Source organism: Clostridium sp. CTA-19 (assembly GCF_054767855.1).
In genome coordinates this window covers 34,041-46,756 of sequence record NZ_BAAABH010000029.1, presented here as the reverse complement: position 1 = coordinate 46,756, position 12,716 = coordinate 34,041, and the positions used below count along the sequence as shown (strand labels likewise).

10 protein-coding genes are annotated in these 12,716 nt (G+C 25.8%); 1 reads left to right on the top strand and 9 read right to left on the bottom strand.

All coding sequences use genetic code 11. The features are described 5' to 3' along the window. Window positions 1–453: 453 nt before the first annotated feature. The 3 genes from ACYUE0_RS14165 to ACYUE0_RS14155 form a co-directional block, all read right to left on the bottom strand. On the bottom strand, window positions 454–1,527 hold the full coding sequence (locus ACYUE0_RS14165) for a 2,3-butanediol dehydrogenase (protein ID WP_460271084.1): 1,074 nt from the start codon (window positions 1,525–1,527) through the stop codon (window positions 454–456). A gap of 232 nt (window positions 1,528–1,759) precedes the next feature. Continuing rightward, a complete protein-coding gene (locus ACYUE0_RS14160; protein ID WP_460271083.1) occupies window positions 1,760–3,679 on the bottom strand; it encodes a sigma-54-dependent Fis family transcriptional regulator in 1,920 nt (639 codons plus the stop codon). Between the two features lie 31 nt (window positions 3,680–3,710). Further along, the gene (locus tag ACYUE0_RS14155; protein ID WP_010299430.1) at window positions 3,711–4,184 is read right to left on the bottom strand and encodes an HAD family hydrolase; all 474 of its coding nucleotides are present in this window, start codon (window positions 4,182–4,184) and stop codon (window positions 3,711–3,713) included. Between the two features lie 308 nt (window positions 4,185–4,492). On the opposite strand from ACYUE0_RS14155, the gene ACYUE0_RS14150 reads away from it, so the two are divergent. Next, window positions 4,493–5,536 carry a YdcF family protein gene (locus ACYUE0_RS14150; protein WP_460271082.1) on the top strand — a complete coding sequence of 348 codons (1,044 nt, stop codon included), beginning with the start codon at window positions 4,493–4,495 and terminating at the stop codon, window positions 5,534–5,536. Window positions 5,537–5,654: 118 nt separating this feature from the next. Here ACYUE0_RS14150 and ACYUE0_RS14145 read toward each other — a convergent pair whose 3' ends face one another. The 6 genes from ACYUE0_RS14145 to ACYUE0_RS14120 form a co-directional block, all read right to left on the bottom strand. Beyond that, window positions 5,655–6,422, bottom strand: coding sequence for a sugar phosphate isomerase/epimerase family protein (locus tag ACYUE0_RS14145; RefSeq protein WP_460271081.1), 768 nt, complete (start codon window positions 6,420–6,422; stop codon window positions 5,655–5,657). Between the two features lie 171 nt (window positions 6,423–6,593). Further along, the gene (locus ACYUE0_RS14140; protein WP_460271080.1) at window positions 6,594–9,185 is read right to left on the bottom strand and encodes an ABC transporter permease; all 2,592 of its coding nucleotides are present in this window, start codon (window positions 9,183–9,185) and stop codon (window positions 6,594–6,596) included. Window positions 9,186–9,190: 5 nt separating this feature from the next. Next, window positions 9,191–9,865, bottom strand: a complete 675-nt coding sequence (locus ACYUE0_RS14135; protein WP_010299449.1) for an ABC transporter ATP-binding protein — start codon at window positions 9,863–9,865, stop codon at window positions 9,191–9,193. Window positions 9,866–10,097: 232 nt separating this feature from the next. Continuing rightward, entirely contained in the window at window positions 10,098–11,165 is a 1,068-nt protein-coding gene (locus tag ACYUE0_RS14130; protein ID WP_199870194.1) for a sensor histidine kinase, read from the bottom strand. Further along, the gene (locus ACYUE0_RS14125) at window positions 11,162–11,851 is read right to left on the bottom strand and encodes a response regulator transcription factor (protein WP_460271079.1); all 690 of its coding nucleotides are present in this window, start codon (window positions 11,849–11,851) and stop codon (window positions 11,162–11,164) included. The genes ACYUE0_RS14130 and ACYUE0_RS14125 overlap by 4 nt, the downstream gene beginning before the upstream one ends. A gap of 103 nt (window positions 11,852–11,954) precedes the next feature. Then, on the bottom strand, window positions 11,955–12,629 hold the full coding sequence (locus tag ACYUE0_RS14120) for an HD domain-containing protein (RefSeq protein ID WP_199870192.1): 675 nt from the start codon (window positions 12,627–12,629) through the stop codon (window positions 11,955–11,957). Between the last annotated feature and the right edge of the window lie 87 nt (window positions 12,630–12,716).

Below are 12,716 nucleotides of genomic sequence, written 5' to 3'. Positions count from 1 at the left end.
ACTTAAATTTATTCAATAACCTTAAAATATTTTCATACAAGATGCAGTGTTAAATTCTAAGTGATTCTGAGCATGTCTCACTATTTTAGGTATCCAAGTTTTGGAATGGATAATTTTAAAAGTCAACTTGGAACCCTATATAGGGTTCCTAATTAAATCTTAAACTTATTCATTTATCAAATGAGAAAACTCAAATCAATATTTTTTTAATAACTAACAGATTATTTTAGTTAAGAGTTAATAGTGAACAGTTGTGGTTATTACTACTCACTTTGCTCCTAGTAATTCTCAATGTATTTTTAACTTTAAGAAACTGATGCACAGTTTCATCAACAATTTTTAATTCTTAATTCTTAACTAACTATATTTGTACTTATTTTTCTCAACTGATAACAAAAATTTGATGTATAAATTTAAGTTATAGATTGCATCCCTATATTTCTATAGTAATTTTTATAAAAGTGATTTATCTGGTGTTACTAATATCTTAACGTGCTTCTTCTTATCTGGACCTGTTAATGTACCAAATCCTTCTTTAACAATATCATCTAAGTGAATTTTCTTTGTTATATATCCATCTGCCTTTATCCTTCCATCATTCATTTGAGCCATAGTTGCTTCAAATTCATGTCTATAAGCTAATGTACCAACAATTTTTTTCTCTGTGAAAACTAAAACGTTTGGATTGAAATTTAATCCATCTTCCCATATGCTTGTAACTACCATAGTCCCTTCAAATTTTAAGCTATTAACACCTGTATCAAAACCTATTTTTGCTCCTGTAGTTTCAAATGCAGCATCTACTCCTACTCCATTTGTAAGTTTTTTAACTTCTGATGCTATATCAACTTCATTTGGATCTAAAACAAAATCTGCACCCGCTCTTTTAGCATATTCTTGTCTTATTGATTTTCTTTGTAAAACTATAACAAGTTTAGCACCAGCTGCTTTTAAACATTCAATTGTAGCTAGTCCAATAGGTCCTGATCCTAAAACTAATGCTGTATCACCTATTTTAAAATTAGCTACCCTTATAGAATGTAGTGCAACGGCCATAGGTTCAACAAGTGCTGCTTGTTCATAACTCATGCCTTCTGGTATCTTGTGTATAAATTCTTGTGGAAATACAGTATAATCAGCAAATCCACCACCACTTCCACAAAGTCCATGGAATCCTAAAGATGAACATAAATTATATTTTCCTTCTAAACAAGCTGGACATTTTCCACATGCTACTATTGGTTCAACAATTACCCTATCTCCAACTTTTAAATTAGAAACACCTTCACCAATATCAACTACTTCTCCAGAAATTTCATGTCCTAATACAACAGGTGCAGTAGTGCCACTTAAAGGATGTGGCTGACCTACTGGTATAAAAATCGGTCCTCCTAAATACTCATGTAAATCAGAACCACATATACCACACCACTTAACTTTTACTTTCACACTTCCCTTTACAACTTTAGGTTCTTCTATTTCCTCAACTCTAACGTCATTTTTCTTATACCATAATGCTGCTTTCATAATATTCCTCCTAAATTTTATTAGTTAAACTATTCACAATTAAATAAAGCAATAATTATGCCAACTATTTAAATTCTTTATTTTGTTAATTTTTAAATTAGTCTTTCTTACATATTTTCTACAATAGACTATATATTTAATTATGAGTGTAAAATAAAAAATGTATCAAAATGAAACAAGAGTAATTGTTTCATTTTGATACATATATCTACTTTTCTCATTTTGATACACTTTAAATTTTATAAGCAATATTATATTTCTTTACTTTTCTATAAAGTGTAGATCGTCCTATCTGTAATAAAATTGCCGCTTGAACCATATTCCCATTACTTTGTATTATAGCTTTTTCTATAGCTTCTTTTTCTAATGTTTTAATATCAATTACATTTTCAAATATTTTCTCCTCTTTTTTACATGTATTTTCTACCTCATAAGAAACTAATATATTTTTTTCACTTAAATAAAAGTCACGTTCTACAACATTTCTTAATTCTCTAACATTACCTTCCCAATAGTTATCTTTTAACTTTTCCACATAATCCTTATTAATTTTTTTAACTTCTGTTCCTTTTTTTATAGATAATTTTTTTGTAAAATAATTAACTAACAATCCTATGTCTTCCTTTCGTTGCCTTAACGGTATTGTTTTAATATTCATAACACTTAGTCTATAATAAAGATCATTTCTAAAATTTTTTCTATTTACTTCTTTTTTTAATATTCTATTTGTTGCACCTATTACCCTTACATCTAATTGCTTTTCAAAAGTTCCTCCCACTCTAATTATTTTTCCATTATCTAAAACCCTTAAAAGTTTACTCTGCATATCTAGCGGTAATTCACCTATTTCATCTAAAAATATTGTTCCTCCATCTGCCAATTCAAATTTTCCTGCATGCCCTTCTTTAGCTGCTCCCGTAAATGCCCCTTTTTCATAACCAAAAAGTTCACTTTCTACTAATTCTCTTGGTATAGATGCACAATTTACAGCTACAAACGGTTTATTTCTTCTATCACTATAATTATGTATAGATTGCGCTATAAGTTCTTTTCCTGTTCCACTTTCCCCTTCTATTAATACATTACAATCACTTTTAGCAGATTTTTTCGCTAATAATATCATATTTTTCATATTCTTATTTTCTGTTATTATATCATCAAAGGTATAGCTAGCTTTAAATCCTGCTAGTTTACTAACTAATTTATGTATATGTTTTGTTTCTTTAAAAGTTATTACCATACCAATATTTTTATTATTTACATTCATTGGAACTGCATTAACAATACATTTTATTTTGTCATTTTTTATTTTAAAATCACTCTCAATATTATAAATTTCTTTTTTATCACCTTTTAATAATGCTTTAAAATCAATATTAGTAATTAAACTTTTAATATCTAAATTCATAACATCATCTAAAGTTAAGTTTAATACCTCTAACGCTCTACCATTTATTCTCTTAATATTACTATCTGAATCAATGACTATCATTCCATCTGATATGGAATTAAAGGTTACATTCAAAAGGTTATATGACCTACTTAAAGCAAATTGTTTTTGTATTGATTCTGCTGCAGATGTCACTATTCCTAAAGTGTGTGAATGTGCATCATAATAATTTCCAGACATATTTATACATCCTATTATCTTTTTATCTTCATCGTATATAGGTGATGCAGAGCATGTCCAAGAATGTTGACTTATACCAAAATGTTCTGCTCCTATTGTTTGTATTGGTTTTTTTAAATAAAGAGCAGTTCCTATTGCATTAGTCCCAACCTCTTCTTCACTCCATAATTCCCCTTTTAAAAAATTTAATTCATTTACCCTATCCATTATATCTTCATCACCAATAACCTCAAGTATATAACCATCTTTATCTGCTAAAATCATAGCAAAACTTGACCCTTCAACTATTTTATATACACTTTCCATAACTGGCTTAGCTATTTTTATTAATTCCCTATTTTTATCTATAAGCTCTTTAATATTACTATGCTTATTTTTACCTTTTCCACCCATAGGATTAACATTATATTTTTTACATCTAATCCATGATTCTAATATTTCATTTCTTACTTGTTCATTGATAATATCATCATATATAAAATTTTCCCAAGCATTTTTTATGAATGTTATGTATTTTTCCACTAAAATCTCCCCTCTTTTTCTTTAAAAGATATTATGTTCTTAATGTAGCTTTTACCCTATTTTTCTTTAATATTAAATCTATTGCATCAACTATATTATTTACTACAATATCAGCTTGAAAAACAGCTTTAGTAAAACATCCTTCTTTTCCAATTATAGCTATAGACATTATACTGTTTTTAAACATTTCTATGTCATTTTTCCCATTGCCAATTGCTACAGTACTATCGCTACCAAGCTTTTGAACTATTTTCTTTTTATCTTCACATGCATTATCCTTATTAAAAATTTTTACTTTAACAGGAAGTTCCATACATTGCTTTTCTACAGTACCATAAGTATCTGCTGTAACAACAAATATATTAACATCTTTATATGATAATTCTTTGATTTTTTCTTTTACGTCTTCAATTAATACACCATCTTCTGCAATGGTCCCATTAAAATCAAAGACAACATTTTTTATTCCAATACTTTTATAACCTGGTATATCAACTATTATCATTTGTTCAATACTCCTCTCACTTAATATATAATCTTATAAAACTCTCTTCCCTATATGCTTTTAGTTTTTACTATACACATTCATTATACTATCATATAATGAAATAAGCTTTATTTTTAACCTATATCAAAAGTAAAAAACTTAATTTTACAACTTTATATACTTTTAGCATATTTTCACTGTTTAAAATTTCTGATGTATAATTAAGTGCTATTAAAAAACATATAATATTTATACTTTTTAGGATAAAATATATATTGAATGAATTTTAAATAAAACTCAACTTAAAATCATATGGAGGTTACAACATGTTTTTTCTATTAGGCTTAACGTTATTTACATTTATAATTTTTTTAACATCTTATCTGCTTGATTCAAGAAAGTTAATTAATGGATTATTATTTAATATATTTTTATTTTCAGCTATAATAACATCTATATATGCTGCATTTTCAACACAAAATCGTTTTTTAATTATTATAGCCCTTATTTTTATTTTTTTCTTATTGTTGATTCCTATATTTGGTATTCATGCATTAATAGTAGGCTTATTCATAAATACTAAAATTCTTATAAATCGTGAGGGAAAACGTTTTTCTAATTTATTAACTTTATTTATAGCTATTGGATTAATATTATTCCTTATTGGCTCCTTTATTTTATCAACAAATTTATTTTCTCAAGAAATAAATATTTTCTTAAGTAGTTTTATTATAATTTCATTATATTATTTCTTTGATGTTTTTAATTTTTTGATGATATCATTTCTATATCAATTTAATCATCCAAAATTAAATCAAGATTTTATTATTGTTTTAGGTAGTGGATTAATTGGAGATAAGGTTCCACCTCTATTGGCAAGTCGCATTAATAGAGCAATTGAATTTTATAATAAGCAAAGTATTGTTACAACTCCTCCAAAAATTATTTTTTCTGGCGGACAAGGAAATGATGAAAAAATTTCAGAATCCTTAGCTATGCAAAAATATGCAGTTGAAAAAGGTATTCCATTTGAAGATACAATCTTAGAAGATAAATCAACTACTACCTTTGAAAATATGACATATTCAAAAAACATAATGGATAATTTAAGTAATAAATACAACAGCATATTTATAACAAATAATTTTCATTTATTTCGTGCTGCTCTGTATGCAAAAATGGCTGGTTTAAAAAGCCAAGGAATTGGTTCTAAAACAGCACTTTATTTCTTGCCAAATGCATTAATTAGAGAATATATAGCTATTGTAGTAATGCATAAAAAACGTCATATAATTATTATTTCTTTAATATTAATCTTTAATTTAATGTTAGCTTTAATACAACACTATTTTATTACTCCATATTTGTAATAAAACATAGTAATTTATATAAAAAATCCTCCTTTGTATTTTAAGTATTGGTATAAAAACCAACTACTTATCAACCAAAGGAGGATTTTTTATAATATAATTTAAATATATAAAGTTTTTATAAAAATTTATTTTCTTTTAACCATTCTAACGAACTAATTATTTCATCATATTTGCCAACCTCTAAGGTCCATGTTGCATCTTTAGACGTTTCATTAATTTTGTTTAGGACATCTAAGATAGAAATGTCCCCATTTAAAATTCCATTATGATTATCTTTTATTCCATAATTATTATGTAAATGTACATGACCAATTCTTTTTCCAAGCCCTTTTATCCAATCTTCTAATGGTATTTTAGAACAATAGTTTGCGTGACCTATATCAAGACATACTGAAAATGCAGGATGATTTACTCCATCTATAAGATTTACAATATGCTCATAATCACTATCATATTCATTTTCTATATGTATTTTTATTGAATCATCTTTATTAGATAAAAATTCTTTCCAAAATATTTTAGAATTATATTCCCAAGAGCTCTTAAAGTATACCATTTTATTAAAGCACGTATGAAAAATTATACGTTCTGCACCTATTTCTTTTGCCATCCAATAGGAACTTTCAAACCTTTTCATAGTAGCATCTTTTATTAAACTATCAAAGCTTGCAGGGCATAAATCTAAGAAAGGTCCATGTACTGAAAGTGATGGCTTTTCTATTATTTTATTTAATCTTTCCTTATAGTTTTTTAAACTTTCTTCTTTACAGTCTAATGATTGACCAATGCCAAACTCTATTATTTCTATACCAATAGGATAATTTTTCAAAACTTTCTCCATATCTTTATCCTCTAAAAGATGTGATAAATATATTTTTTTCATAATGATACTCCTTTGTAAAACTTTATATGCTTTATAATATAAGTTTTTAACGAAATTTTCAATTTATACTTTCCTAAAAACTTAAATTTAACACTATTTTTAAAATTGAAATATTTTCAATAAAAATTAGAGGCGTTATTTCTATATTACACCTCTAAAATTAATTTTATTCTATTCTACGAAGTTAAGTCTTTCTACTATACTTTCTCTACTTACTAATTTATATCCGATAATTGGAATTATCATTATTAATATGGCTATACTTATTATAGCTACTAAAATCGATATTATACATATAGAAATATTTAATCCTCCATAAATCGGTAACATCATTGGTGCTACATATGACACAGCAATTCCTAATGGTATTATGAGTAATGATGATAATACTATATAATATAGACCTTCAAATAATATCATCTTTTTAAGCTGCTTTTTTGTCATACCAATAGATTCAAGCATAGCAAATTCTACTCTTCTTGAAAAAATACCTGTTAGAACTGTATTCATTACATTTATAATTCCTATTAAACCTAGAATTCCTGAAATAATAGCTCCAATTGCTAAAAATGTTACTTTAATACTTTTTAGACCTTCTATAAAAAAATTTTTGGAACTTAATTTTAAAGAACTATTGCCAGATTCAATGATAAGTTTTGATATAACTTTGTCTGCATTTTTTAAATCAGTTCCATCTTTTAATTTAATATTAAGACAATCTACATAATTTTTATAATTGGGAAATATTTCTTTAAATGCATTTTCTTCTATATTTAAAAATTCTAAATTATTTGATGCAAATTCACCATCTTGATGTGAAACAACAGCCATAACTTTAAAATCTTTTTTAACTTCTTTAAAAATTCCATTTTCATCTCGTATTTGAAAAGTTAAAGGTAAAGCATCTCCAGCTTTTACAGAATTATCTTTTTCTGATGTAGGATAAAAGATAATATAATTTCCCTTTTTAAATTTTTCCTTATCTATAGTTCCATCAATTAACTTTAATGTTTCTACTTCTTTATCTACAATATCAGCTTTTAAAGCTCTAACACTTGTATATATTGTATTTTCCTCTCTTTGATCAATAGAAAAACCTGTATATTTTTTATTAGGGTCACCATAACCTTGCAGTTCTTTTTTAAAATTTTCATCAATTTTAATTTTACTCCAAAACATAATTATTGTTCCATCCTGTTCCGGTGTAATTCCACTGTAATAAGGTGTTACATTTTCTACTATATCTAACTCTTTAATTTTCTCTATAAATTCTTCTGTTATAGGTTCATATCCTTTTCCTGACTGAATACCATTATATACAAGATTTTTAATTGAAATATCTGATGTCATTTGAGCATTTGCATGCTTTTTAGGGTCTAACCCCATAGTTGCATTTACAGTGAATATAACAGTTAAGGCACTTAATGAAATTGAGAGTATAGATAGTATAACTCTTTTCTTATTTTTTATAATATTGCTCCATGCCATCTTGTGAATTTTAGCTCCATAGGCACCCTTTTTAACCTTTTTCTTTGATTTATTATCAGAAATTACATATCTAACTGCTTCAATCGGTGAAACTTTCCCTGCCACTCTTGCTGGCTTATTACAACTTATTAAAACAGTTATTAATGAAAAAATTGTTGATATTAAAAACATACTTAAGCTATGGGAAACTACAGTTATATTACCAAATATAGTAAATTTAAGTGCCATAGGAACAATAATTATTGACACAATATATCCTAAAATAAGTCCTATTGGTATACCTATAATAGAAAGTTTAATTGCCTGTTTTAGTATTATTTTTTTTAGTTGTTTTGATGTAGTTCCAATTGTTTTTAAAAGACCATAAAATCTAATATCTCTAGCTACAGATATATGAAAAATATTATATATTATTAAATATCCAGTAATCATAACTATTAATAATCCAACACTTATAGCTATGACTTGTTCCATGTTGTCTGATTGAAACACTCCATTTTCTTCTTTATCATATTTAGGGTTTGCTTTATAACTTAACGCTCCTATTTTTTGTCCTATCTTTTGTATTTCATCTTTAGCTGTCTTAAATGAAGATTCATCATTTAAATTTTTAAGATTAATAAAGGCTACCTTAGTATTTTTTTTATCTATTATCTCACTATTATACTTTTCTATAAATTCATTACTCACAAAAATTTTTGTTTGATTTGAACCCCTTGGTACTAAAGACTCATAATAACCACTTAAAACACACTCTATAGTCTTAACTTCACCGTTAATTTCAACATCTAAATTTATTTTTTTTCCAACTTTTTTCTCTACCTCTAAAACTTCTAATATCCAAGTTGGAACAAAAACTTCCTCTGGTTTTTTAGGGTAAGACCCTTCTATAGGAACTACAGCCATCATATCAAATGCAATTTTATTTTTCACCGACTCTAAAGCTATATTTTCATTTAATAATTCTTTATTTTTAACCCCTTCAACACTAGCTAATTGAATAATTCCTACCTTATCAACATTATCTACTGAATTTAACTTTTTTTCACTTTCTTGGTTTATGTTAAGATATCCATCACAATTAACATTATAATTAGAAACTATATCATAAATCTTGTTAGTTTTATAAAATGTTATACCTCCTGATATAGTAATTGTTATTAATATGGTAGTTAATATTATTGCAAGTATTACGCATACATTTCTCATCTTATTAGCTTTCAAGCTTTTTTTACTCAATTTATTAACAGAATTTCTATTATTATTTTGCAACATAATTTCTACCCCCTATTCACAACAATTTTTCCATCTTCAATTCTAATTATTCTATCTGCCATCTGTGCTATTTGTTCATTGTGAGTAATCATGATTATAGTTTGATTAAACTTATTGCTTGTAAATTTCAAAAGTCCTAGTACTTCTTGCTCTGTTTTAGAGTCTAAATTTCCTGTTGGTTCATCTGCTAGTATAATAGATGGTTTAGTTACTAATGATCTAGCAATAGCTACCCTTTGTTGTTGACCACCTGAAAGATTGTTAGGGAGCCTGTTAATTTTATCTGTTAATCCTAAAGTTTCTATTATTTCATCAACATATTTAGAATCAACTTTTTCTCCATCAAGTTCTATTGGTAATACTATATTTTCATATACATTTAAAATTGGAACAAGGTTATAATTTTGAAATATAAACCCTATATTTCTACGTCTAAAAATTGTAAGTTCATCATCATTCATTGAAAATATTTCTTTATTATCAATAACAACTTTACCTTTACTGGCCCTATCTAATCCCCCTATTAAATGCAATAATGTACTCTTTCCAGAGCCTGATGTTCCTACTATGGCAACAAACTCCCCCTTATCTATCTCTAAACTAACACCATCTAAGGCCTTAACTAAATTTTCATCTTTACCATAATACTTTTTTAAATTTTCTACTTTTAATATACCCATATCTTTTATCTCCTCTCAAATACCTGTTAGCACTATAATATCACTACTATATTGCTACAGACCTCACAGAATTGAGATATTCTAAAGTCTAAAAGTAACAGTTTAGTGATATTCATATTTATACACTTTTTAATTTTCAATTTTAATATTGTTACTTTTTTAAGTTAATAAATTTGTGATTTGTTTTGAATGTCTATAAAAAAAAAGCAGCATAATAAAAATGTTGCTACTTTTAATTCTTTAAAAATATTGAGAAAGTACTACCCTTACCTTTTTTAGAAATTACTTTAATATATCCACCTTGTTTTGTTATTATTTCATTTGCTAAATATAATCCAATTCCTACACCTTCAAATTCAGTTACTTCTCTACCTCTATAAAATCTTTTAAATATATTATTTATATCTTTATTTTCTATACCAATACCTGTATCTGTAATATCTATTTTGGTAAATAGTTGCCATTCATCTACCTTAATCTGAATTTTTCCTCCATTTTCAGTATATTTAACTGCATTTTCAATAACATTAAATATTGCTTCGCTGGTCCATTTTCTATCATGGCATAACTTGAGCTTTTGTGGACAGCTAACTGTAAGTTTTATATTTTTATTTTCTGCCTTTAAATAAATTCCTTTTAAAGAACCTGCTATCGTATCCATTAAAAAAGTATTTTTATTATTAAGCGTAATTATATTACTTTCAAGTCTAGACATTTTAATTAAGGCTTGTACTAACCATTGGAGCTTTGAAACTTGATTTCTCATATTACTTAAAAATAGTTTTTCATTATTTTCATCTAATTCTCTTTCAATTAATGTATCATTGTACATACATATATTAGCTATCGGAGTTTTTATTTGATGTGAAATATCTGAAATTAAAGATTTGATACTATCTTTTTCCATAAAATATTTTTTTCTATCAGTTTCTATTATATCAACAAGTTGTTTTAATTTATTTTCAAGTTTTGAAAGTAAAGTTTCCTTATCTGTATCAAATACAATATTTCCCTCATTACATATAATTTTATCAATAATGTCACTCATTCTATTAGAAAAGTTTAAAACCTTATTCCTTAATAAATATACAAATCCAGTGATAAGTATGAAAATAGTAAATATAAATATACTATTCATAATAAAAATATAATTTAATAATTCATTTAAATCTATATTTACATCTACAACATTTTTTAATTTATATTTAGTACATAAAAGAAAAATACTACTTATAATTAAAATAATCATAATAAATACTTTGTATAAATTATCTAATAAGAGTAATTTTACACTTTTCAATTCACTTCACCACCCCAACAATATCCTACACCATAAATAGTTTTAATATATTTGGGCTTTGATGGATTATCTTCTATGTTTCTTCTAAGTCTATTAATATTTACTGTTAATGCATGTTCTTCTATATACCTATCATCTTCCCATATGGATTCTAATAATGTTTGTCTTGTTAAAATCTCACCTTTTGATGTTACTAATTTTTTTAAAATTTTATATTCTGTTGGTGGCAAATCTATTGTTTCTCCATTTTTATATATAGTCATATTATCAAAGTCAAATTCAAATTCACCACTTTTTAATATATCTAAAATAATACTTTTACTTTTGCCATATCTTCTTAAAACTGCTAAAACTCTTTCCCTTAATATATTCAAACTAAAGGGCTTTGTAATATAATCATCACCACCAATTTTTAGTCCTGTTATAACATCTAGTTCCATATCACAAGCTGTTAAAAATATAATTGGATTAGAATAAGTTTTTCTTATCTCCTTACAAAATTCAAATCCACTTCCATCTGGTAAGTTAACATCTAATATAATAATATCAATATCTTCTTTATATAAAATAATCTTAGTTTCTTCTAATGTAAAAGCTGGAAATACTTCAAATCCATCCATTTTAAAATTAAAACTAATTCCATTGTTTAAAATCACATCATCCTCTACTATCAATATTTTATACAAATTTCATACCCCCACCATATCTTTCTTTAACATTATATTTTATCACTGTATATTTAAATGAATTGAATAGATTTTAATTTACTTAATGTATAATAAACTATTTTTATTCAACACCTTTAATCTCCGACTTTAATTTACTGAAATATTCATCCATAAATTTTAGTCTTTCTTTACCTATTTCTATTGCTTTCTTTGTGTACAATTTATCAGGAATTTTTTTAAATTTTACTTCATATTCAATAAAAGGTGTATGTTTAGAAACCTCTTTTAATCTTCCATTTTCAACAGTATTAATTTTTAAATAATCATCTATTGATTCATCTACTATTAATCTTTGACCAAATTGCCCTGCTAACATAAAAGTACGAGCTATTCCACTTGCTCCAATAACATCAAGTTTATCTGCATCAAAAAGTATTTTAGCCTCTATTGTTTTTGGCTCATTTCCTGTTCTAAACCTGTGTGTAACAATACAATGCTTTATTTTTTCTATTTTTTCTTTCCCATAATTTAGATCTATTAATATATTTTCTGCAATTTCACTACCTAAAATAGCATGATCGATTTCCCCGGTTTTATCACTACTCTCTTCTACTCTTGCAATATCATGTAATAATGCTGCTATAATTAAAACCTCTAAATCAACATTTTTCTCATATTCTGCAAGTAACCTACACATATTATAAACTCTAAATACATGATCCAAATTATGTGCTGAACAAGTTAATTTATTTTTAACAATTTCTATAATTTTTTTATATTTCGTATCTTCATTCATATATAATGCCCCCATATATAAATACTTTACTTTTAATTATATATAATATGTTTTATTATGTAAATTTTTGTTTTAGATTCAATATAA